This window comes from Neisseria shayeganii 871, assembly GCF_000226875.1.
GTDB lineage: Bacteria > Pseudomonadota > Gammaproteobacteria > Burkholderiales > Neisseriaceae > Eikenella > Eikenella shayeganii.
This window is the reverse complement of the sequence record NZ_JH164926.1, coordinates 1,231,363-1,250,083: the sequence shown is the minus strand read 5'-3', so window position 1 is coordinate 1,250,083 and position 18,721 is coordinate 1,231,363. Positions and strand designations below refer to the sequence as shown.

The following is an 18,721-nucleotide window of genomic DNA, read 5'->3' as shown; positions in this document are numbered from 1 at the left end:
GCTTAACCAGAAGGATATTGATCTATGGCTAACCAAAAAATCCGTATTCGTCTGAAAGCGTATGACTACAGCTTGATTGATCGCTCTGCGCAAGAGATTGTCGAAACCGCCAAGCGTACCGGTGCGGTAGTAAAGGGACCGATCCCATTGCCGACTAAAATTGAGCGCTTCAATATTTTGCGTTCTCCGCACGTGAATAAAACCTCACGTGAGCAGTTAGAAATCCGAACTCATTTGCGTTTGATGGATATTGTGGATTGGACTGACAAGACCACCGACGCGCTGATGAAATTGGATTTGCCTGCCGGCGTGGATGTGGAAATTAAGGTGCAGTAACGGCTTGAAGGCATTTTTTTCTTGATTCTATTTAAGAAAATACTGTATAGTAACGGACTTGGCGTTTGCCAAGTCCGTTTTTGTCCAATGGTCAATCAATCGTAATTGACCCCTTGTTATATATTATATTAAGGAAAAATCATGACTTTAGGTCTGGTTGGGCGCAAAGTGGGCATGACCCGTATTTTTACTGAGCAAGGTGCTTCTGTGCCGGTAACTGTATTGGATATGTCTGCAAATCGCGTTACCCAAGTAAAGTCCAAAGATACTGATGGCTATTCTGCTGTTCAAGTTACCTTTGGCGAGAAAAAAGCTAACCGAGTCGGTAAGGCTGAAGCTGGGCATTTTGCCAAAGCTGGTGTGGAAGCTGGTCGTGGTTTGCTTGAGTTTGCTCTGTCTGAAGAAAAGTTGGGTGAATTAAAAGCAGGCGATCAAATTTCTGTGTCTATGTTTGAAGTGGGACAGCTGGTTGATGTGACCGGTACCTCTAAGGGTAAAGGCTTCTCTGGCACCATCAAGCGTCATAACTTTGGATCGCAACGTACTTCTCATGGTAACTCGCGCTCTCATCGGGTGCCGGGTTCGATTGGTATGGCTCAGGATCCTGGTCGCGTGTTTCCTGGTAAACGCATGGCTGGTCAGTATGGCAATACCAAAGCAACTGTTCAGTGCTTAGAGGTGGTCCGTGTTGATGTTGAGCGTAACTTGTTGCTGGTAAAAGGCGCAGTTCCTGGCGCGGCAAACAGTGATGTGATTGTGCGACCCAGCGTGAAGGTAGGTGCATAATGGAATTGAAAGTAATTGATGCTAAAGGCCAGGTTTCAGGTAGCTTGGATGCGTCTGATGCTTTGTTTGCGCGTGAGTACAATGAAGCACTGGTTCATCAGTTGGTTACTGCTTTCTTGGCAAATGCGCGGTCTGGTAATCGCGCGCAGTTGACTCGAGCTGAAGTTAAGCACTCTACGAAGAAGCCGTGGCGCCAAAAAGGTACTGGTCGCGCTAGATCTGGTATGACCTCCTCTCCTTTGTGGCGCAGCGGCGGTCGTGCGTTTCCTAATAAACCCGACGAAAACTTTACACAAAAAGTAAACCGGAAGATGTATCGAGCCGGGATGGCGAGCATCCTATCGCAATTGGTACGAGATGAGCGTCTTTTTGTGGTGGAGAGCTTGTCTGCTGATACCCCTAAAACAAAAGCTTTTGCCGACCAAGTAAAAAATATGGGTTTGGATCAAGTGCTTTTTGTTACCAAACAGCTGGATGAGAATGTTTATCTCTCTTCGCGCAATCTGCCTAATGTATTGGTTTTGGAAGCTCAGCAAATTGATCCGTACAGTTTGTTACGTTACAAAAAAGTTGTGGTGACTAAAGAAGCTGTGGCTCAGCTGGAGGAGCAATGGGTATGAATCAAGAGCGTTTGATGAAAGTGATTTTGGCTCCTGTTGTGTCTGAAAAGAGCAATTTGCTGGCTGAAAAACGTAACCAAATGACTTTCAAAGTGTTGGCTAACGCAACAAAAGCTGAAATTAAGGCAGCTGTTGAATTGCTGTTTGGTGTAGAAGTTGCTTCTGTAACAACAACTACTACCAAGGGTAAAGTAAAGCGTTTTGGCCGCACTATGGGTCGTCGCAGTGATGTCAAAAAAGCCTATGTGAGCTTGGTTGCCGGTCAAGAATTAGACTTGGAAGCCGCTGCCGCAGCTGCTGATAAGGAATAAAGAGAATGGCTATTGTAAAAATGAAGCCAACCTCTGCTGGTCGTCGCGGCATGGTTCGCGTGACTACTGAAGGTTTGTATAAGGGTGCACCTTATGCTGCATTGGTTGAAAAAAAGAATTCAACCGCGGGCCGCAATCACAACGGCCATATTACCACTCGCCATAAAGGCGGCGGTCATAAACATCATTATCGTGTAGTTGACTTTAAACGAAATAAGGACGGTATCCCGGCAAAAGTGGAGCGTATTGAATACGATCCGAACCGTACGGCTCATATCGCTTTGTTGTGCTATGCTGATGGTGAGCGTCGTTATATTATCGCTCCGCGTGGCATTAAAGTAGGTGCTGTCTTGGTTTCTGGTGCAGAATCCGCGATTAAAGCGGGTAATGCCTTACCGATTCGTAATATTCCGGTGGGTACGACTATCCATTGCATTGAAATGAAACCGGGGAAAGGTGCACAAATTGCCCGATCTGCTGGCGCCTCTGCAGTACTCTTGGCTAAAGAAGGCATTTATGCCCAAGTCCGTTTGCGTTCAGGTGAAGTACGTAAAATCCATATTAGCTGCCGTGCAACCATTGGCGAAGTTGGTAACGAAGAGCAGAGCTTGAAAAAAATTGGTAAAGCTGGTGCTAATCGTTGGCGCGGTATTCGACCGACTGTTCGTGGTGTCGTAATGAATCCGGTTGATCACCCCCATGGTGGTGGTGAGGGACGTACTGGTGAAGCTCGTGAGCCTGTGAGCCCGTGGGGTACGCCGGCGAAAGGTTATCGTACCCGTAACAACAAGCGCACAGATAATATGATTGTTCGTCGTCGTTACTCTAATAAAGGTTAATTGGTATGGCTCGTTCACTTAAAAAAGGTCCTTATGTCGATCTGCACCTGCTGAAAAAAGTAGATGCTGCTCGTGCAAATAATGACAAGCGTCCGATTAAAACTTGGTCTCGACGCTCTACAATCCTGCCTGATTTCATTGGTTTGACTATTGCTGTTCATAATGGCCGTACTCATGTACCGGTTTTTATTAGCGATAATATGGTCGGCCATAAACTAGGCGAATTCTCATTAACCCGTACTTTTAAAGGCCATTTGGCTGATAAAAAAGCTAAAAAGAAATAAGGGATAAATTATGAGAGTATCTGCATCACATAAAAATGCCCGCATCTCTGCCCAAAAAGCCCGTTTGGTTGCAGATTTGATTCGAGGTAAAGATGTTGCCCAAGCTTTAAATATTTTGGCTTTCAGTCCTAAAAAAGGTGCGGAGCTGATTAAAAAAGTATTGGAGTCTGCGATTGCTAATGCTGAGCATAATGAAGGCGCTGATATTGATGAGCTGAAAGTTGTTACCATTTATGTTGACAAAGCAGCTTCATTAAAACGTTTTCAGGCTAGAGCTAAAGGCCGTGGCAATCGAATTGAAAAACAAACATGTCATATCAATTTGACAGTGGGCAACTAAAGGAAAAGCTATGGGACAAAAAATTCATCCGACAGGCTTTCGTTTGGCTGTCAATAAGGATTGGTCATCTAAATGGTTTGCTAAAAGCTCAGACTTTTCTGCTGTCTTGAAGCAAGATATTGATGTACGTAATTATTTGCGTAAACGTTTAACGAATGCTTCTGTTGGTCGTGTTGTTATTGAACGGCCTGCTAAGTCAGCAAAAATTACCATTTACTCTGCACGACCTGGTGTGGTGATTGGTAAAAAAGGTGAAGATATTGAGATTTTGAAGCATGATTTACAAGCTTTGATGGGTGTGCCTGTTCATGTCAATATCGAAGAAATACGTAAACCGGAGTTAGATGCACAAATCATTGCTGACGGTATTGCTCAGCAACTTGAGAAGCGTGTGCAGTTCCGACGTGCAATGAAACGTGCTATGCAAAACGCGATGCGTATTGGTGCTAAAGGCATTAAGATTATGACCTCCGGACGGTTGAATGGTGCGGATATTGCGCGTAGCGAATGGTACCGTGAGGGTCGTGTGCCGCTGCATACTTTGCGTGCCAACGTAGATTATGCAACCAGTGAAGCACACACAACTTATGGTGTGATTGGCTTGAAAGTTTGGGTATATACAGGTGAGGGTAAGGAAATAGCCCCTGCCCGTACCGAACAAGAAAGTAAACGCAGAAAGGGTAGTCGAAATGCTGCAGCCAACTAGAATGAAATATCGAAAACAGCATAAAGGCCGTAATACAGGCATTGCTACACGTGGCAATGAAGTGAGCTTTGGTGATTTCGGTTTAAAAGCTGTTGGACGTGGCCGATTAACTGCCCGTCAAATTGAAGCTGCTCGTCGTGCCATGACTCGGCACATTAAACGTGGTGGTCGTATTTGGATCAGAGTGTTTCCAGATAAGCCTATCACGGAGAAACCCATTCAAGTTCGTATGGGTGGCGGGAAAGGTTCTGTTGAATACTATGTTGCTGAAATTAAACCCGGCAAAGTTTTGTATGAAATGGATGGTGTTCCAGAAACCCTAGCAAGAGAGGCTTTTGCATTAGCTGCTGCTAAGTTGCCTATTTCAACGGTATTTGTTGCGAAACAGGTAGGTAAATGATGAAAAGTAAGGAACTGAACAATAAGTCTGTAGAGCAGTTGCAAGCTGATTTACTCGATTTATTAAAAGCACAGTTTGGTTTACGTATGCAGCATGCTACTGGCCAGTTGACTCAAGTTAGTGAATTGAAAAAGGTCCGTCGGGATATTGCTCGTATTAAAACCATATTAACTGAAAAAGGTGTGAAATAATGAGCGAATCAAAAAATGTTCGTATTTTGCAAGGTAAGGTTGTTAGCGATAAGATGGATAAAACCGTCACTGTTCTGATAGAGCGGAAGGTTAAGCATCCGTTGTATGGGAAAGTGATTCGTCGTTCTAGCAAGATTCACGCACATGATGAGCAAAATCAATTCTCAGTAGGTGATGTGGTCCTAGTAGAGGAGTCTCGGCCGCTTTCTAAAACCAAATCTTGGAAAGTAAAGGAATTGATTGAAAAAGCAAAAACTGTATAAATTGTACAACATTTAGCTTTTTTTGAAGGCGAAGCTTGCAGTCATCTCTAGATGGCTGTAAACTTCGTTTTTCAGCTTTCGATTCTAGAAAGTTTCTTCCTTCGGGACCAAGACTGGTTTACTGGAACCTGCTGTATCGGGTTTTAGGTTTGCTGATAGCCCATGCTGGTTATAAGCTGATCTAAAAGTGGTAAATTAAGTTGGATTTAAAAAGGTAAAATCATGATTCAAATGCAGACCATTTTGGATGTGGCTGACAATTCTGGTGCGCGACGAGTAATGTGCATCAAAGTTTTGGGTGGCTCTAAGCGTCGTTACGCGAATGTCGGTGATATTATTAAAGTTGCGGTTAAAGATGCTGCGCCTAGAGGTCGCGTAAAAAAAGGTGATGTCTATAATGCGGTGGTTGTTAGAACCGCTAAAGGTGTTCGTCGCCCGGATGGTGCTTTAATTAAATTTGATAATAATGCAGCCGTTTTATTAAATAATAAGCTTGAGCCTATGGGTAGTCGTATTTTTGGACCGGTTACTCGTGAGTTGCGTACAGAGCGATTCATGAAAATTGTTTCATTGGCTCCTGAAGTTTTGTAAAGGTTAGGGCATGAAGAAAATTATTAAAGGTGACCAGGTTGTTGTTATTGCTGGCAAAGATAAAGGTAAGCAAGGTCAGGTAATTCGGGTTTTAGGTGATAAACTGATCGTTGATGGCGTAAATGTGGTTAGGAGACATCAAAAACCTAATCCGATGCGTGGTGTAGAAGGAGGTATTGTTGAGAAGATGATGCCTTTGTCTATTTCAAATGTTGCGATTTTCAATCCTGAGTCCAAGAAAGCTGATCGAGTAGGCGTAAAGCTTGTTGAGTCCGAAGGCGAAGTAAAGCGTGTTCGTATATTCAAGTCTAATGGCGCTCAAATTGGTGTTTAAGAGGTGATAGGTATGGCGCGTTTAAATGAATTTTATAACAAAACTGTTGTTCCGGAATTGATGAAACAGTTTGGTTATAAGTCAATTATGGAAGTACCTCGTATAGAGAAAATTACTCTGAATATGGGTGTAGGGGAGGCGGTTGCGGATAAAAAAGTAATGGAGCATGCTGTTTCTGATTTGGAAAAAATTGCAGGGCAGAAGCCTGTTGTAACAGTTGCTCGTAAATCCATTGCGGGATTTAAAATCCGAGACAACTACCCGGTTGGTTGTAAAGTAACTTTGCGCCGCGCTCAGATGTTTGAATTTTTAGATCGCTTAATCACTATTGCATTGCCTAGGGTTCGTGATTTTCGCGGTGTAAATGGGAAAGCTTTTGATGGTCGTGGAAACTATAATATGGGTGTCCGTGAGCAAATTATTTTTCCTGAAATCGAATATGATAAAATCGATAACTTGCGTGGTTTGAATATTACAATCACTACTACTGCAAAAACAGATGAGGAAGCGAAAGCGCTCTTGTCTTTGTTTAAGTTCCCTTTCAAAGGATAATTATGGCTAAGAAAGCACTTATTAATCGAGAAGCTAAGCGTGCTGCGTTGGCTAAAAAATATGCGAGTAAGCGCGCAGCAATTTTTGCTGTTATTAATGATGCTGCCGCTACTGATGAAGAGCGTTTTGAGGCCCGTTTGAAGCTGCAATCCATCCCCCGTAATGCTGCGCCAGTGCGTCAGCGTCGCCGTTGTGCTATTACTGGTCGCCCTCGCGGAACTTTCAGGAAGTTTGGTTTGGGCCGCATTAAGATTCGTGAAATCGCCATGCGTGGTGAGATTCCTGGTGTCATTAAAGCAAGCTGGTAATGGGAGAAGTTAAATGAGTATGCATGATCCTATTTCCGATATGTTAACCCGTATCCGCAATGCACAGCGCGCGAATAAAGCTGTAGTTGCAATGCCCTCATCAAAACTGAAAAAAGCGATTGCTCAAGTTTTGAAAGAAGAAGGCTATGTAGAAGATTATACAATTTCTGCTGATGCGAAGCCTGTATTGGAAATTCAATTAAAATATTATTCTGGTAAGCCGGTTATTGACCAAATCAAGCGCGTTTCTCGTCCCGGTTTGCGTGTTTATAAGCCGTCTAATCAAATTCCGGCAGTAATGAATGGCTTGGGAATTGCGATTGTAAGCACTTCCCGGGGTGTGATGACTGATCGCAAAGCCCGGAGCGAAGGTGTTGGCGGTGAGTTGTTGTGCATTGTTGCCTAACCAGAAGGAATTGTTATGTCTCGCGTAGCAAAAAATCCAGTAATCGTTCCTGCTGGTGTGGAAATTAAATTTGGAGCGGAAGTATTAACTGTTAAAGGTAAAAATGGTGAGCTATCACTTCCTTTAAACGGTGATGTAAATATTGAACAAAGTGATGATAAATTACTTTTTTCTCCATCTTCTGATAGTAAACAAGCCAATGCAATGTCTGGAACAATTCGTGCAATTATAGCGAATATGGTCAAAGGTGTTGCGGAAGGCTTTGAAAAGCGCCTTCAACTCATTGGGGTAGGTTATCGGGCTCAAGCACAGGGCTCTGTGTTGAACTTATCTTTAGGTTTTTCTCATCCGGTTGTGTATGAAATGCCTCAAGGTGTGAGTGTTCAAACCCCCAGTCAGACAGAAATTGTTCTTTTTGGTGCTGATAAACAGGCGGTTGGGCAGGTAGCAGCTGAAATTCGTGCATTTCGCCCGCCTGAGCCTTACAAAGGCAAGGGTGTTCGCTATGTTGGCGAAGTTGTTGTAATGAAAGAAGCTAAGAAAAAATAATTGAGGCCCATATTTATATGAATAAGCATATGACTAGACTGCGTCGGGCGCGTAAAACTCGTTCGCGTATCGCAGCATTGAAAATGGTACGACTGTGTGTTTTCCGTACAAATAATCATATCTATGCACAAGTAATTAATGCAGAAGGTGATCGAGTATTAGCCTCCGCCTCAACATTGGAAGCTGAGGTTCGCTCTGTTATTAAATCTGGTAGTACTGTTGAAGCTGCGGCCATCATTGGTAAAAGAATTGCAGAAAAAGCGAAAAATGCTGGTATCGAAAGAGTTGCATTCGATCGATCTGGATTTCAGTATCACGGTCGTGTGAAGGCCTTGGCTGAAGCTGCCCGTGAAAATGGCTTGAGCTTTTAAAACTAAATAAAATTCTGGAGTCTTTAAATAAGATGGCAAAAAATGAAATGGAAGAGCGCGGCGATGGCCTGATTGAAAAAATGGTAGCTGTTAACCGCGTGACTAAAGTGGTGAAAGGTGGCCGAATTATGGCCTTTTCTGCACTGACTGTAGTTGGTGATGGAGATGGTCGAATTGGTATGGGTAAGGGTAAGTCTAAGGAAGTACCTGTTGCTGTACAAAAAGCAATGGATCAAGCACGGCGTTCAATGATTAAAATTCCATTAAAAAATGGAACAATTCATCATGAAGTAATAGGCAAGCATGGTGCAACTAGGGTATTTATGCAGCCTGCGAAAGAAGGTAGCGGGGTGAAAGCTGGTGGACCTATGCGTTTAGTATTTGATGCGATGGGTATCCATAATATTTCTGCAAAAGTACACGGTTCAACCAACCCCTACAATATCGTTCGTGCAACTTTAGATGGTCTATCCAAACTTTATACTCCGGCTGAAATTGCAGCTAAACGTGGATTGGCTGTAGAAGATATTTTAGGAGTCAATGGCAATGACTGAGCAAAAAAAGATTAAAGTGACCTTGGTTAGAAGTTTGATCGGTACGATCAAAAGTCACCGTGCCTGTGTTAAGGGTTTAGGCTTAAGGCATCGTGAACATACCGTTGAAGTACTGGATACTCCCGAAAATCGGGGCATGATTAATAAGGTAAGCTACCTTTTGAAGGTGGAGGGATAAGATGTTTCTGAATAGTATTCAGCCAGCAGAAGGGGCTAAACATGCACGACGCAGGGTAGGTCGTGGCATTGGCAGCGGCTTAGGTAAAACAGGCGGCCGAGGCCATAAAGGTCAAAAAAGTCGTTCTGGTGGCTTCCATAAAGTTGGTTTTGAAGGGGGGCAGATGCCCTTGCAACGCCGCTTACCTAAGCGAGGCTTTAAATCATTGACTGCTGCATTTAATGCAGAGCTGAAAGTTTCAGATTTGAATGCTTTGGCGGTTAATGAAATTGATTTATTAACATTAAAGCAAGCTGGTTTGATTCCGAATAATGCTTTGAGTGTTAAATTAATTGCTGGTGGTGAAGCAAAACAGGCTTTTCAGTTAAGCGGTATCAAGTTGACTGCTGGAGCGAGAGAAGCGATCGAGTCCGCGGGCGGTAGTATTAAATAATTAGGGTAAGTAACGTGTTAGCAAAGCAATCTACATCAGGAGTGGCTAAATTAGGCGATTTAAGAAGCCGATTGCTATTTTTGCTTGGTGCACTCATTGTTTTTCGTATTGGGGCACATATACCAGTTCCTGGTGTAGATGCTGCTGCATTGGCTCAATTATTTCAAAATAGCAATAGTAACGCAGGTATTTTGGGTATGCTGAATATGTTTTCCGGAGGATCTTTGGAAAGATTCAGTCTGTTTGCTATTGGTATTATGCCTTATATTTCTGCTTCTATTATTATTCAGCTTGGTTCAGAAATTGTTCCTTCCTTGAAAGCTTTGAAGAAGGAGGGGGAATCTGGTCGGCGTGTTCTAACTAAATACACCAGATGGGCTACATTAGCTTTGGCTTTTGTGCAAAGCTTGTTTGCTACGGGTATTGTTTATCAGCAAGGTATTGTTTCAATTCCTAAATTGGAGTTTTTTGTTTCTGGTGTTGTGTGCTTGGTTACTGGGACTATGTTCTTAATGTGGCTAGGTGAACAGATAACAGAACGTGGAATTGGTAACGGAATTTCTTTGATTATTACGGCGGGAATTATTGCTACTTTGCCGAGTAGTATTGGTCAGTTATTTTCTATGACGGCGGATGGAACACTGCATTATTTGACTGCATTATTTATTGTGTTAGGTGCGCTACTTCTGATTTATGTAGTTGTCTATATTGAAAGTGCTCAAAGAAAGATTCCTATTCACTATGCTAAACGGCAAGTGGGTAATCGCATTGTTCAAGGTCAAACTACTCATATGCCTTTTAAGCTGAATATGGCTGGAGTTATCCCACCAATTTTCGCTTCCAGCATTATTTTGTTTCCGTCTCAGATCGTTAGCTGGGCGGGTGTATCCGGTGCTGATAATTGGATTACCAGATTGGCAGCGTATCTACAGCATGGTGAACCTCTGTATGTGATTATTTTTGCCGTTGCCATTATCTTTTTTTGCTATTTTTATACTGCTTTGGTATTCAGTCCAAGAGAAATGGCAGAAAATCTGAAGAAGAGTGGCGCTTTTGTTCCTGGTATTAGGCCTGGTGAGCAAACATCGCGATATCTAGAAAAAGTTGTTTTGCATCTGACTTTTTTTGGTGCACTCTATATAACTATTGTTTGTTTGATTCCTGAATTTGTAACTGGAATGTTGAGTATTCCTTTTTACCTTGGTGGTACTTCGCTGCTTATTTTGGTGGTGGTGACGATGGACTTTGGAACACAAATTGCCTCATATCGTATGAATCAACAATATGAACATTTGTTGCGTAAGCCTGCGGCAAGAAGATAATTAGATTAATTCAATTTAAGAGATTTATGGCTAAAGAAGATACTATTCAAATGCAGGGGGAGATTTTGGAGACTCTTCCTAATGCAACTTTTAAAGTAAAGTTGGAGAATGGTCATGAGGTGTTGGGGCATATTTCTGGTAAGATGCGTATGCACTATATCAGGATCTCTCCCGGTGATAAAGTTACTGTTGAGATGACGCCTTATGATTTATCGCGTGCGCGAATTGTTTTTCGAGCCCGTTAATTTTAAAAAGGAAATGAAATGCGTGTTCAACCATCTGTAAAGAAAATATGTCGTAATTGTAAAATTATCCGCCGAAATAGGGTGGTACGGGTAATTTGTACAGATCCGCGTCACAAGCAGCGTCAAGGTTGATGTATTAAATCGATTGGCCTAAGTTTAGTGATGATTTGTTTGTTAATTAATTGGTTGCCAAATTAAGGAATTAAGTATGGCTCGTATTGCAGGGGTAAATATCCCTAATCATGCACATATCGTTATTGGCCTGCAGGCTATTTACGGTATTGGTGCTACTCGTGCCAAGTTAATTTGCGAGGCTGCTGGTGTGAATGCCAGCACCAAAGTGAAAGACTTGGATGAATCACAATTGGATGCTTTACGTGAGCAGGTTTCTAAATATGAAGTTGAAGGTGACTTGCGCCGTGAAGTAACGATGAATATCAAGCGTCTGATGGATATGGGCTGCTATCGTGGCTTCCGTCATCGTCGTGGTTTGCCCTGTAGGGGACAGCGTACGAGAACCAATGCTCGTACTCGTAAAGGTCCGCGCAAGGCAATTGCAGGTAAAAAATAATTTCTTTCTTAAGGATTTAATTGATGGCTAAAGCAAACACAGCCTCGCGTGTACGTAAAAAAGTACGCAAAACCGTAAGTGAAGGTATTGTGCATGTTCATGCATCTTTCAACAATACCATTATTACCATCACTGACCGTCAAGGCAATGCATTATCTTGGGCTACCTCTGGCGGCGCTGGTTTTAAAGGTTCGCGTAAAAGTACACCGTTTGCTGCTCAAGTAGCAGCAGAAGCCGCTGGTAAAGTTGCCCAAGAGTATGGCGTGAAAAATTTGGAAGTTCGCATCAAAGGCCCTGGTCCCGGCCGAGAATCTTCTGTTCGTGCTCTCAATGCTCTTGGTTTCAAAATTACCAGTATTACAGACGTTACCCCGTTGCCTCATAACGGTTGCCGTCCGCCTAAGAAGCGTCGTATTTAATTTTTGGAGTAGTGAGATATGGCACGTTATATCGGTCCTAAATGTAAGTTATCGCGCCGTGAAGGTACGGATCTTTTTTTGAAGAGCGCTCGTCGTTCTTTGGAATCTAAATGTAAACTAGACAGTGCACCAGGACAGCATGGTGCACGCCGTGGCAGACTGTCTGATTATGGTCTGCAATTGCGTGAAAAACAAAAAATTCGTCGTATTTACGGTGTATTAGAGCGTCAATTCAGACGTTACTTTGCTGAGGCTGCCCGCCGTAAAGGCTCAACTGGTGAGCTGCTTTTGCAACTTTTAGAATCTCGTTTAGATAATGTGGTCTATCGGATGGGATTTGGTTCGACTCGTGCAGAAGCGCGTCAATTGGTCTCTCATAAAGCCATTTTGGTAAATGGCCAAGTAGTGAATATTCCTTCATTCCAAGTGAAGCCTGGTGATGTGGTATCCGTTCGTGAAAAAGCGAAAAAACAGGCACGCATCTTGGAGGCGATGAATTTGGCTACTCAAATCGGCTTGCCCGGCTGGGTGAGCGTAGACACCGATAAATTAGAGGGAACTTTCAAAAATATGCCTGATCGTGCTGAACTGTACGGCGATATTAATGAACAGTTAGTGGTTGAATTCTACTCGAAATAATCCATTAACTCAGTGAGGGACCGTTAAATGCAAAACAGCACTTCCGAATTCTTAAAGCCTCGTCAAATTGACGTCGAGGCCTTGTCTGCTACTCGTGCTAAGGTTTCAATGGAGCCTTTTGAACGTGGTTTCGGATACACATTAGGTAATGCTTTGCGGCGTATCTTACTGTCATCAATGAATGGTTTCGCACCCACAGAAGTATCTATTGAGGGTGTCTTGCATGAATACTCGACCCTTGATGGTGTTCAGGAGGATGTGGTTGATATTCTCCTGAACATTAAAGGAGTGGTATTTAAGTTGCTCGGTCGTGACTCTGTTCAGGTTGGTCTAAAAAAGAGCGGTGGCGGTATTGTGACTGCAGGTGATCTCGAGTTGCCGCACGATGTTGAAGTCATCAATCCTGATCACATTATTTGCCACTTGGCGGATAATGGAAAAATTGAGCTCTCCATTAAAGTGGAAAAAGGCCGTGGCTACCAGTCCGTTACTAATCGTACGCGTAAAGACGATTACAAGCAAATTGGCGCCATTCACCTGGATGCAAGTTTTTCGCCGATCAGCAGAGTCAGTTTTGATGTGGAACCTGCGCGTGTAGAACAGCGGACAGATTTAGACTGCTTGATTTTAGACATTGAAACCAATGGCTCGATTGATCCTGAAGAAGCTGTGCGTAGTGCGGCTCGTATCTTGATTGATCAGATGTCTATTTTTGCTGATCTACAGGGTACACCGGTTGAAGAAGTTGAAGAAAAAGCGCCACCGATTGATCCGATTCTGCTGCGTCCCGTTGATGACTTAGAATTGACCGTTCGCTCTGCGAATTGCTTGAAGGCAGAAGACATCTATTATATCGGTGATTTGATTCAGCGTACCGAAACTGAACTGTTGAAAACCCCCAATTTGGGTCGCAAATCTTTAAATGAAATCAAAGAAGTTTTGGCTTCGAAAGGTTTGACTTTGGGCTCCAAATTGGAAGCTTGGCCGCCTGCCGGTTTAGATAAGCTTTAAGAATTGATGATAAAAGGATAATGACATGCGTCATGGTAATGCTAACCGCAAATTGAATCGCACCAGCAGCCATCGTGCTGCCATGTTGCGTAACATGGCTAACTCTTTGTTGACCCATGAAACCATCGTAACCACTCTGCCGAAAGCAAAAGAGTTGCGTCGCGTTGTAGAGCCTCTGATTACTTTGGGTAAAAAGCCTTCTTTGGCCAACCGTCGTCTGGCGTTCAACCGTACTCGTGATCGTGATGTGGTTGTGAAGCTGTTTGATGAGCTGGGTGTACGTTTTGCAAACCGGAACGGCGGCTATGTGCGTATTTTGAAATACGGCTTCCGTAAAGGTGACAATGCGCCTTTGGCTTTGGTGCAGCTGACCGATTTGGCTGCCAGTACTGAAGAGTCTTCAGAGCAAAATTAATTTCGCCTAACGTTGAGAAGGCGCTGAAAAGGGTCGATTTGCTTCGGCCCTTTTTTTATAAAAGCCGAGATTGATCAGATGACGGTCGCGTCGGCGCGTTTTTGCCATCATCTTTGTCGGGTTGTTATAATCAACCAGTCTTTACCATTCAATTTGAATTCAATATCTTATGAAATCTATCCGTAATATCGCCATCATTGCCCACGTGGACCACGGCAAAACCACCTTGGTTGACCAATTGCTGCGCCAGTCAGGCACTTTCCGTGCCAACCAACAGGTTGACGAGCGGGTGATGGACAGCAATGACATCGAAAAAGAACGCGGCATTACCATTTTGGCCAAAAATACCGCCATCGAATATGAGGGTTACCACATCAATATTGTCGATACGCCCGGACACGCCGACTTTGGCGGTGAAGTGGAACGGGTATTGGGCATGGTCGATTGTGTGGTCTTGCTGGTGGATGCTCAGGAAGGGCCGATGCCGCAAACCCGTTTTGTCACCAAAAAAGCTTTGGCCTTGGGCTTACGCCCCATTGTGGTGATTAACAAAATTGATAAGCCCAGCGCCCGTCCCAGCTGGGTGATCGATCAAACCTTTGAGCTGTTTGATAAGCTGGGCGCCAGTGACGAGCAGCTGGATTTTCCCATTGTCTATGCTTCCGGCCTATCCGGTTTTGCCAAGCTGGAAGAGGGCGACGACAATCAAGACATGCGCCCTCTGTTTGACACCATTCTCAAACACACGCCGCCCCCTTCCGGCAGCGCCGATGAAACCCTGCAGCTGCAGATTTCCCAGCTGGATTACGACAACTATACCGGCCGCTTAGGCATCGGCCGCATCCTCAACGGCCGCATCAAGCCCGGTCAGGTGGTGGCGGTGATGAACCACGAGCAACAAGTAGCCCAAGGCCGCATCAACCAGCTGCTCGGTTTTAAAGGCTTGGAACGGGTGCCTTTGGAAGAAGCCGAAGCCGGTGACATCGTGATCATTTCCGGTATCGAGGACATCGGTATCGGTGTGACTATTAGCGACAAAGACAACCCCAAAGGTTTGCCTATGCTCAGCGTGGACGAGCCGACCTTGACCATGGACTTTATGGTCAACACCTCGCCCTTGGCCGGCACCGAAGGAAAATTTGTTACCTCGCGCCAAATCCGCGACCGTCTGCAAAAAGAATTGCTGACCAATGTGGCTTTGCGGGTGGAAGACACCGAAGACGCCGATATTTTCCGTGTGTCCGGCCGCGGCGAATTGCATCTGACCATTTTGTTGGAAAACATGCGGCGTGAAGGCTATGAGCTGGCGGTCGGCAAGCCGCGGGTGGTGTACCGCGAGATTGACGGCCAAAAATGCGAGCCCTATGAAAATCTGACGGTGGATGTGCCCGACGACAACCAAGGCGCGGTAATGGAAGAGCTGGGCCGCCGTCGTGGCGAGCTGACCAATATGGAAAGCGACGGCAACGGCCGCACCCGTTTGGAATACCACATTCCGGCCCGCGGTCTGATCGGTTTCCAGGGCGAGTTCATGACCATGACCCGCGGTGTCGGCTTGATGAGCCATGTATTTGACGATTATGCGCCGGTAAAACCGGACATGCCCGGCCGCCACAACGGCGTGTTGGTATCGCAGGAGCAGGGCGAGGCGGTGGCTTATGCTTTGTGGAATCTGGAAGACCGCGGCCGCATGTTTGTGTCGCCGGGCGAGAAGATTTACGAAGGCATGATCATCGGCATCCACAGCCGCGACAACGACTTGGTGGTAAATCCGCTTAAGGGCAAGAAACTCACCAATGTGCGCGCCAGCGGCACCGACGAAGCGGTGCGCCTGACCACGCCGATCAAGCTGACGCTGGAGAGCGCGGTGGAGTTTATCGACGATGACGAATTGGTGGAAATCACGCCCAAGTCCATTCGTTTGCGTAAGCGTTATCTGACTGAGCAGGAACGCCGCCGTCACTTCAAAAAAGACTGATTTACCTGCTGAATGCGGCATCAATACTGGAAAGGCTACCTGAAAAGATTCAGGTAGCCTGAGACCTTTGCAAAACCTCCAGATGTGGATGCAGTTCAAGGCGCAGCAGCGCAGCGAACGCAGACATATCATATAGATAGGCAAGTGAGTGAGCAGCGCACAACGCAGAAATGCGCCGCAGATGGGGGTTTTGCAAAGGTCTCAGCCTTTTCTGATTCGGTATGTCTTTATCATGCTTGCGAAGTGATTTTTGAGGTAAGCTCCGCCCCACCGGGATTTCCGGCGGTCAAACTGGCTTCGCTCATATGCACATCTAGATTTGCCAAGGTCTCAGCGTTACTTTTCACTTACGCTTGAATCTGACCAGCCGGTGGGTGATTCAATGCAGCTCGCGCAGAAAAATATGCGAGCAACGGCCGTTTTCTTGATATTGGCGGCGGCGTTCCTCCGGCAGGTCGGTAGGCGAGGCCGTACGGAAACCGCGTTCGAGAAACCATTCGCCGGTTTGGGTGGAGAGGGCGAACAGTTTGTGCAGTTGGCGGCTTTGTGCCTGTTGCACCACGTAATCGAGCAGCCGTTCGCCGCAGCCGCTGTCGCGTGCTTCGGGTGAGATGGCCAGGCAGGCCAGCTCGGCCGCCTGTGCTTCGGGATAGGTTTTCAAGGCGACGCAGCCGCAGAGGTGGCGGTCGTCTTCCAATACGCTGAATTCGCCGATGTGGTTTTCTAAATAACCGCGGCTGCGCGGCAGCAGAATGCCTTGTTCGGCCAGCGGGCGGGTGAGGCGGACGATGTCGGCGATGTCGCTGCTGCGGGCGGGGCGGATGTTGAGGAACTCGCCGCCGGCAATGGAGGTGCCGGCACCGTGGCGGGTAAACAGTTCACGGATCAGGCTCCCGTCCAGGCTACCTGAAACAATCTGACAGCGCTGCACATGGTGGCGCAGGGCGTTGAGGGCGGCTTGCAGCAGGCGTTGCTGTTCGGGCGGCACTTGCTGTTCGTTGAGCAGTTGGCGTGCTTCTTGGGCGGTGAGGTTGGTGAGCAGGCGGTTGCCGGTGTCGGTGATGCCGGGCTGGGGGGTGATGAACACCAGTTTTTCCGCCTGCAGGGCGATGGCGGCGGCTTCGGCGATATCTGTCATGCTGAGATTGAAGCTGCGGCCGCTGAGCGAGTGGCCGATGGGGCTGATTAAGACCACCGCACCGTCGTTAAGACAGTCTTGCAGGGCTTGGGTGTCGATTTTGCGTACTTGGCCGGTATAGCCCATGTCGATGCCGTCGAGTACGCCGTAAGGACGGGCGGTGACGAAATTGCCGCTGACGATGCGCAGGCCGCGGCCGCGGCCGGGCAGGTTGGCCAGCCCTAAAGAGAGGGCGGCTTCGAGATCGGTGCGCAGCACGCCGCATACTTGTTTGGTGCGCTGCAGAGTGGCGGCGTCGGTGATGCGGCGGTTGCGGTGGTAGCGCGGGGTGTCGCCGTCCGCTTCGGTTTGCGCGGTGATTTGGCAGCGGGTACCGTGTACCAACACCAAGCGCACGCCGAATCCGGCCAATAGGCCGATGTCGGCGGCGAGGGCGGTGAGGGTATTGCCGGTCAGCAGGGCGCTGCTGATGCCGATGACCACGGTTTTGCCGCGCAGGGCATGGATATAGGGAGCGGCTTCGCGGAAGTGTAGGATGAAATCGTCGGAGGCGGCCTGCATATCAGCGCATCATCAACAGATAATAAAACAGCTGGATAATCAGCACGGTGAGCGCCACCAAAGAAGCCAGCGTCCAGTTGAAATCGTGTTCTTGCCGGCTGACCGGCAGCGTGGGATCGACCGGCTGGCCACCGTCTGTGGGCTGGTCGATGACGGCAGGCAGCAGGCCGGCCGCTTGGGGCAAGTGGGCGGCGCCGTCTTTGCCGGATACCAGGTTGAACACCAGACTTTGCGCCTGAATGTGGATGTTTTGCGTGTGGCCGCCGGGTGCGGCCGGGGTGTTTTGCTGAATGGTTTTCAGCAGAGAATCGATATTCGGCAGCGTGGCAGGGGGCAGAGCTTGGTTGCCGGTGCGCTGCAACAAGGCCTCGATGGTGGCCGCCGAATCGGTACGGACGGCCGCCGGGCCGGCCGGCTCCTGATACAGGCGGAACGGCAAGGGCTGGCCGGTTTCATTGTCGATGGCCGCATTGCGTTGGAGCAGGGTGCGGATATCGGGCGCTTCGGTTTGCTTATCGGTAAGCGATACCGGTTCGGTTTCGGTAGTTGCTGCTTTGCTGGCGGTTCCGGCAGCGGGTGCAGGCGTGGGTTCGGTTTTGACGGGCTCAACCGCAGGCCGCGGGGACGGAGCGGTGTCGGCCGGTGCGCTTGCGGTTGGTGCTTGGGGTGCGGGCGGAACGGAGGTTTGCTCTGCGGTGTTTGCGGGTTTGCCGGCTGATTGTTGGGCAGACTGCTGGACCGCCAAGGCTTCGGAATGTTGCTTGAGGCGGGCCAGTTTTTCGCGCAGGGGGATTTTGGCGTGCCGCAGATCGGTGGTGTCGGCGGCGGGAACGGCTTGCGGCGCAGGCGGAGGCGCAGGCGGCTCTGTCGCCGGCTTGGCTTTGCGCGCCACCATAAACGGATGACCGCACCAAGCGCATTCAACTTGGCCGTTGGCGGCTTTGATGTCGGCAACGGCGTAGCTGTTTTCAGTTTCGCATTTCGGGCATTTGAGCGGAACGGTCTTCATCGGCGTTGTGGGCGAAGGTTGGGTAGAGGGCATTGTAGGAAGGATTGGCGGCGGCTGTCAT

Annotated in this window: 33 protein-coding genes; 30 read left to right on the top strand and 3 right to left on the bottom strand. The window is 47.1% G+C overall.

Annotated elements, in window-relative coordinates; translation table 11 throughout:
* Positions 1 to 24 precede the first annotated feature (24 nt).
* From rpsJ to typA, 30 genes are all read left to right on the top strand, one after another.
* On the top strand, positions 25 to 336 hold the full coding sequence (gene rpsJ, locus HMPREF9371_RS05740; RefSeq protein ID WP_002642322.1) for a 30S ribosomal protein S10: 312 nt from the start codon (positions 25 to 27) through the stop codon (positions 334 to 336).
* A gap of 141 nt (positions 337 to 477) precedes the next feature.
* Positions 478 to 1,122, top strand: coding sequence for a 50S ribosomal protein L3 (rplC, locus tag HMPREF9371_RS05735; RefSeq protein ID WP_009119031.1), 645 nt, complete (start codon positions 478 to 480; stop codon positions 1,120 to 1,122).
* Entirely contained in the window at positions 1,122 to 1,742 is a 621-nt protein-coding gene (gene rplD / locus HMPREF9371_RS05730) for a 50S ribosomal protein L4 (RefSeq protein WP_009119030.1), read from the top strand. The genes rplC and rplD overlap by 1 nt, the downstream gene beginning before the upstream one ends.
* Positions 1,739 to 2,053, top strand: coding sequence for a 50S ribosomal protein L23 (gene rplW / locus HMPREF9371_RS05725; RefSeq protein ID WP_182121943.1), 315 nt, complete (start codon positions 1,739 to 1,741; stop codon positions 2,051 to 2,053). Before rplD ends, rplW begins: the two co-directional genes overlap by 4 nt.
* A 5-nt stretch (positions 2,054 to 2,058) precedes the next feature.
* Positions 2,059 to 2,892: a 50S ribosomal protein L2 gene (gene rplB, locus HMPREF9371_RS11815; protein ID WP_009119028.1), complete on the top strand. Its 834-nt coding sequence runs from the start codon at positions 2,059 to 2,061 to the stop codon at positions 2,890 to 2,892.
* Between the two features lie 5 nt (positions 2,893 to 2,897).
* Positions 2,898 to 3,176 (top strand): 30S ribosomal protein S19, encoded by a 279-nt coding sequence (gene rpsS / locus HMPREF9371_RS11810; RefSeq protein WP_009119027.1) that lies wholly within the window; start codon positions 2,898 to 2,900, stop codon positions 3,174 to 3,176.
* 10 nt (positions 3,177 to 3,186) lie between these two features.
* Positions 3,187 to 3,516, top strand: coding sequence for a 50S ribosomal protein L22 (rplV, locus tag HMPREF9371_RS05715; protein WP_009119026.1), 330 nt, complete (start codon positions 3,187 to 3,189; stop codon positions 3,514 to 3,516).
* Between the two features lie 10 nt (positions 3,517 to 3,526).
* Entirely contained in the window at positions 3,527 to 4,222 is a 696-nt protein-coding gene (gene rpsC, locus HMPREF9371_RS05710) for a 30S ribosomal protein S3 (protein ID WP_009119025.1), read from the top strand.
* Positions 4,206 to 4,622 carry a 50S ribosomal protein L16 gene (gene rplP / locus HMPREF9371_RS05705; RefSeq protein WP_040660254.1) on the top strand — a complete coding sequence of 139 codons (417 nt, stop codon included), beginning with the start codon at positions 4,206 to 4,208 and terminating at the stop codon, positions 4,620 to 4,622. Before rpsC ends, rplP begins: the two co-directional genes overlap by 17 nt.
* Positions 4,622 to 4,813 (top strand): 50S ribosomal protein L29, encoded by a 192-nt coding sequence (rpmC, locus tag HMPREF9371_RS05700; RefSeq protein ID WP_040660857.1) that lies wholly within the window; start codon positions 4,622 to 4,624, stop codon positions 4,811 to 4,813. Before rplP ends, rpmC begins: the two co-directional genes overlap by 1 nt.
* Positions 4,813 to 5,076: a 30S ribosomal protein S17 gene (gene rpsQ, locus HMPREF9371_RS05695; RefSeq protein WP_009119022.1), complete on the top strand. Its 264-nt coding sequence runs from the start codon at positions 4,813 to 4,815 to the stop codon at positions 5,074 to 5,076. Before rpmC ends, rpsQ begins: the two co-directional genes overlap by 1 nt.
* A 222-nt stretch (positions 5,077 to 5,298) precedes the next feature.
* Positions 5,299 to 5,667, top strand: coding sequence for a 50S ribosomal protein L14 (gene rplN, locus HMPREF9371_RS05690; protein WP_040660252.1), 369 nt, complete (start codon positions 5,299 to 5,301; stop codon positions 5,665 to 5,667).
* A gap of 10 nt (positions 5,668 to 5,677) precedes the next feature.
* Positions 5,678 to 6,001 carry a 50S ribosomal protein L24 gene (rplX, locus tag HMPREF9371_RS05685; RefSeq protein WP_009119021.1) on the top strand — a complete coding sequence of 108 codons (324 nt, stop codon included), beginning with the start codon at positions 5,678 to 5,680 and terminating at the stop codon, positions 5,999 to 6,001.
* Between the two features lie 12 nt (positions 6,002 to 6,013).
* On the top strand, positions 6,014 to 6,553 hold the full coding sequence (rplE, locus tag HMPREF9371_RS05680) for a 50S ribosomal protein L5 (protein ID WP_009119020.1): 540 nt from the start codon (positions 6,014 to 6,016) through the stop codon (positions 6,551 to 6,553).
* Positions 6,554 to 6,555: 2 nt separating this feature from the next.
* Complete coding sequence (gene rpsN / locus HMPREF9371_RS05675) at positions 6,556 to 6,861, top strand: 30S ribosomal protein S14 (protein WP_009119019.1); 306 nt, start codon at positions 6,556 to 6,558, stop codon at positions 6,859 to 6,861.
* Positions 6,862 to 6,874: 13 nt separating this feature from the next.
* The gene (rpsH, locus tag HMPREF9371_RS05670) at positions 6,875 to 7,267 is read left to right on the top strand and encodes a 30S ribosomal protein S8 (protein ID WP_009119018.1); all 393 of its coding nucleotides are present in this window, start codon (positions 6,875 to 6,877) and stop codon (positions 7,265 to 7,267) included.
* Positions 7,268 to 7,282: 15 nt separating this feature from the next.
* The gene (gene rplF, locus HMPREF9371_RS05665) at positions 7,283 to 7,816 is read left to right on the top strand and encodes a 50S ribosomal protein L6 (protein WP_040660250.1); all 534 of its coding nucleotides are present in this window, start codon (positions 7,283 to 7,285) and stop codon (positions 7,814 to 7,816) included.
* A 17-nt stretch (positions 7,817 to 7,833) separates the two neighbouring features.
* Complete coding sequence (gene rplR, locus HMPREF9371_RS05660) at positions 7,834 to 8,187, top strand: 50S ribosomal protein L18 (protein ID WP_009119016.1); 354 nt, start codon at positions 7,834 to 7,836, stop codon at positions 8,185 to 8,187.
* Between the two features lie 32 nt (positions 8,188 to 8,219).
* A complete protein-coding gene (gene rpsE, locus HMPREF9371_RS05655; protein WP_009119015.1) occupies positions 8,220 to 8,741 on the top strand; it encodes a 30S ribosomal protein S5 in 522 nt (173 codons plus the stop codon).
* Positions 8,734 to 8,919, top strand: a complete 186-nt coding sequence (rpmD, locus tag HMPREF9371_RS05650) for a 50S ribosomal protein L30 (RefSeq protein WP_040660248.1) — start codon at positions 8,734 to 8,736, stop codon at positions 8,917 to 8,919. The genes rpsE and rpmD overlap by 8 nt, the downstream gene beginning before the upstream one ends.
* A 1-nt stretch (position 8,920) precedes the next feature.
* Positions 8,921 to 9,352, top strand: coding sequence for a 50S ribosomal protein L15 (gene rplO / locus HMPREF9371_RS05645; RefSeq protein ID WP_040660246.1), 432 nt, complete (start codon positions 8,921 to 8,923; stop codon positions 9,350 to 9,352).
* 14 nt (positions 9,353 to 9,366) lie between these two features.
* Positions 9,367 to 10,674 carry a preprotein translocase subunit SecY gene (gene secY, locus HMPREF9371_RS05640; RefSeq protein ID WP_040660244.1) on the top strand — a complete coding sequence of 436 codons (1,308 nt, stop codon included), beginning with the start codon at positions 9,367 to 9,369 and terminating at the stop codon, positions 10,672 to 10,674.
* A 26-nt stretch (positions 10,675 to 10,700) separates the two neighbouring features.
* Positions 10,701 to 10,919: a translation initiation factor IF-1 gene (gene infA, locus HMPREF9371_RS11805; protein WP_009119011.1), complete on the top strand. Its 219-nt coding sequence runs from the start codon at positions 10,701 to 10,703 to the stop codon at positions 10,917 to 10,919.
* Positions 10,920 to 10,937: 18 nt separating this feature from the next.
* Entirely contained in the window at positions 10,938 to 11,051 is a 114-nt protein-coding gene (rpmJ, locus tag HMPREF9371_RS11800) for a 50S ribosomal protein L36 (protein ID WP_003697674.1), read from the top strand.
* A gap of 76 nt (positions 11,052 to 11,127) precedes the next feature.
* Entirely contained in the window at positions 11,128 to 11,490 is a 363-nt protein-coding gene (gene rpsM / locus HMPREF9371_RS05635; protein ID WP_009119010.1) for a 30S ribosomal protein S13, read from the top strand.
* Between the two features lie 23 nt (positions 11,491 to 11,513).
* A complete protein-coding gene (gene rpsK, locus HMPREF9371_RS05630; protein WP_002216249.1) occupies positions 11,514 to 11,909 on the top strand; it encodes a 30S ribosomal protein S11 in 396 nt (131 codons plus the stop codon).
* Positions 11,910 to 11,927: 18 nt separating this feature from the next.
* Complete coding sequence (gene rpsD, locus HMPREF9371_RS05625) at positions 11,928 to 12,548, top strand: 30S ribosomal protein S4 (protein WP_040660241.1); 621 nt, start codon at positions 11,928 to 11,930, stop codon at positions 12,546 to 12,548.
* Between the two features lie 27 nt (positions 12,549 to 12,575).
* On the top strand, positions 12,576 to 13,559 hold the full coding sequence (locus tag HMPREF9371_RS05620) for a DNA-directed RNA polymerase subunit alpha (RefSeq protein ID WP_040660239.1): 984 nt from the start codon (positions 12,576 to 12,578) through the stop codon (positions 13,557 to 13,559).
* Positions 13,560 to 13,584: 25 nt separating this feature from the next.
* Positions 13,585 to 13,974 carry a 50S ribosomal protein L17 gene (gene rplQ, locus HMPREF9371_RS05615; protein WP_040660237.1) on the top strand — a complete coding sequence of 130 codons (390 nt, stop codon included), beginning with the start codon at positions 13,585 to 13,587 and terminating at the stop codon, positions 13,972 to 13,974.
* Positions 13,975 to 14,143: 169 nt separating this feature from the next.
* Positions 14,144 to 15,952 (top strand): translational GTPase TypA, encoded by a 1,809-nt coding sequence (typA, locus tag HMPREF9371_RS05610; protein ID WP_009119006.1) that lies wholly within the window; start codon positions 14,144 to 14,146, stop codon positions 15,950 to 15,952.
* 49 nt (positions 15,953 to 16,001) lie between these two features.
* On the opposite strand, the gene HMPREF9371_RS13345 is transcribed toward typA, so the two are convergent.
* The 3 genes from HMPREF9371_RS13345 to HMPREF9371_RS05600 form a co-directional block, all read right to left on the bottom strand.
* A complete protein-coding gene (locus tag HMPREF9371_RS13345) occupies positions 16,002 to 16,148 on the bottom strand; it encodes a hypothetical protein (protein WP_009119005.1) in 147 nt (48 codons plus the stop codon).
* Between the two features lie 183 nt (positions 16,149 to 16,331).
* Entirely contained in the window at positions 16,332 to 17,651 is a 1,320-nt protein-coding gene (gene argA, locus HMPREF9371_RS05605; RefSeq protein WP_009119004.1) for an amino-acid N-acetyltransferase, read from the bottom strand.
* Position 17,652: 1 nt separating this feature from the next.
* Positions 17,653 to 18,660, bottom strand: a complete 1,008-nt coding sequence (locus HMPREF9371_RS05600; RefSeq protein ID WP_009119003.1) for a zinc ribbon domain-containing protein — start codon at positions 18,658 to 18,660, stop codon at positions 17,653 to 17,655.
* Positions 18,661 to 18,721: the final 61 nt, after the last annotated feature.

What these genes read in the sequence shown, in the direction of transcription:
- argA (WP_009119004.1), bottom strand. Translation starts at nt 17,651, where the DNA reads ATGCAGGCCGCCTCCGACGATTTCATCCTACACTTCCGCGAAGCCGCT.
- rpsQ (WP_009119022.1), top strand. Translation starts at nt 4,813, where the DNA reads ATGAGCGAATCAAAAAATGTTCGTATTTTGCAAGGTAAGGTTGTTAGC.
- rplE (WP_009119020.1), top strand. Translation starts at nt 6,014, where the DNA reads ATGGCGCGTTTAAATGAATTTTATAACAAAACTGTTGTTCCGGAATTG.
- rpsK (WP_002216249.1), top strand. Translation starts at nt 11,514, where the DNA reads ATGGCTAAAGCAAACACAGCCTCGCGTGTACGTAAAAAAGTACGCAAA.
- rplQ (WP_040660237.1), top strand. Translation starts at nt 13,585, where the DNA reads ATGCGTCATGGTAATGCTAACCGCAAATTGAATCGCACCAGCAGCCAT.
- rpsJ (WP_002642322.1), top strand. Translation starts at nt 25, where the DNA reads ATGGCTAACCAAAAAATCCGTATTCGTCTGAAAGCGTATGACTACAGC.
- rplF (WP_040660250.1), top strand. Translation starts at nt 7,283, where the DNA reads ATGTCTCGCGTAGCAAAAAATCCAGTAATCGTTCCTGCTGGTGTGGAA.
- rplX (WP_009119021.1), top strand. Translation starts at nt 5,678, where the DNA reads ATGAAGAAAATTATTAAAGGTGACCAGGTTGTTGTTATTGCTGGCAAA.
- HMPREF9371_RS05600 (WP_009119003.1), bottom strand. Translation starts at nt 18,660, where the DNA reads ATGAAGACCGTTCCGCTCAAATGCCCGAAATGCGAAACTGAAAACAGC.
- rplR (WP_009119016.1), top strand. Translation starts at nt 7,834, where the DNA reads ATGAATAAGCATATGACTAGACTGCGTCGGGCGCGTAAAACTCGTTCG.
- rpsS (WP_009119027.1), top strand. Translation starts at nt 2,898, where the DNA reads ATGGCTCGTTCACTTAAAAAAGGTCCTTATGTCGATCTGCACCTGCTG.
- rplD (WP_009119030.1), top strand. Translation starts at nt 1,122, where the DNA reads ATGGAATTGAAAGTAATTGATGCTAAAGGCCAGGTTTCAGGTAGCTTG.
- rplO (WP_040660246.1), top strand. Translation starts at nt 8,921, where the DNA reads ATGTTTCTGAATAGTATTCAGCCAGCAGAAGGGGCTAAACATGCACGA.
- rplV (WP_009119026.1), top strand. Translation starts at nt 3,187, where the DNA reads ATGAGAGTATCTGCATCACATAAAAATGCCCGCATCTCTGCCCAAAAA.
- HMPREF9371_RS05620 (WP_040660239.1), top strand. Translation starts at nt 12,576, where the DNA reads ATGCAAAACAGCACTTCCGAATTCTTAAAGCCTCGTCAAATTGACGTC.
- rplB (WP_009119028.1), top strand. Translation starts at nt 2,059, where the DNA reads ATGGCTATTGTAAAAATGAAGCCAACCTCTGCTGGTCGTCGCGGCATG.
- rpmJ (WP_003697674.1), top strand. Translation starts at nt 10,938, where the DNA reads ATGCGTGTTCAACCATCTGTAAAGAAAATATGTCGTAATTGTAAAATT.
- typA (WP_009119006.1), top strand. Translation starts at nt 14,144, where the DNA reads ATGAAATCTATCCGTAATATCGCCATCATTGCCCACGTGGACCACGGC.
- rpsC (WP_009119025.1), top strand. Translation starts at nt 3,527, where the DNA reads ATGGGACAAAAAATTCATCCGACAGGCTTTCGTTTGGCTGTCAATAAG.
- rpsH (WP_009119018.1), top strand. Translation starts at nt 6,875, where the DNA reads ATGAGTATGCATGATCCTATTTCCGATATGTTAACCCGTATCCGCAAT.
- rpmD (WP_040660248.1), top strand. Translation starts at nt 8,734, where the DNA reads ATGACTGAGCAAAAAAAGATTAAAGTGACCTTGGTTAGAAGTTTGATC.
- rpsM (WP_009119010.1), top strand. Translation starts at nt 11,128, where the DNA reads ATGGCTCGTATTGCAGGGGTAAATATCCCTAATCATGCACATATCGTT.
- rplN (WP_040660252.1), top strand. Translation starts at nt 5,299, where the DNA reads ATGATTCAAATGCAGACCATTTTGGATGTGGCTGACAATTCTGGTGCG.
- rplP (WP_040660254.1), top strand. Translation starts at nt 4,206, where the DNA reads ATGCTGCAGCCAACTAGAATGAAATATCGAAAACAGCATAAAGGCCGT.
- rplC (WP_009119031.1), top strand. Translation starts at nt 478, where the DNA reads ATGACTTTAGGTCTGGTTGGGCGCAAAGTGGGCATGACCCGTATTTTT.
- rpsE (WP_009119015.1), top strand. Translation starts at nt 8,220, where the DNA reads ATGGCAAAAAATGAAATGGAAGAGCGCGGCGATGGCCTGATTGAAAAA.
- rpmC (WP_040660857.1), top strand. Translation starts at nt 4,622, where the DNA reads ATGAAAAGTAAGGAACTGAACAATAAGTCTGTAGAGCAGTTGCAAGCT.
- rpsD (WP_040660241.1), top strand. Translation starts at nt 11,928, where the DNA reads ATGGCACGTTATATCGGTCCTAAATGTAAGTTATCGCGCCGTGAAGGT.
- rpsN (WP_009119019.1), top strand. Translation starts at nt 6,556, where the DNA reads ATGGCTAAGAAAGCACTTATTAATCGAGAAGCTAAGCGTGCTGCGTTG.
- infA (WP_009119011.1), top strand. Translation starts at nt 10,701, where the DNA reads ATGGCTAAAGAAGATACTATTCAAATGCAGGGGGAGATTTTGGAGACT.
- rplW (WP_182121943.1), top strand. Translation starts at nt 1,739, where the DNA reads ATGAATCAAGAGCGTTTGATGAAAGTGATTTTGGCTCCTGTTGTGTCT.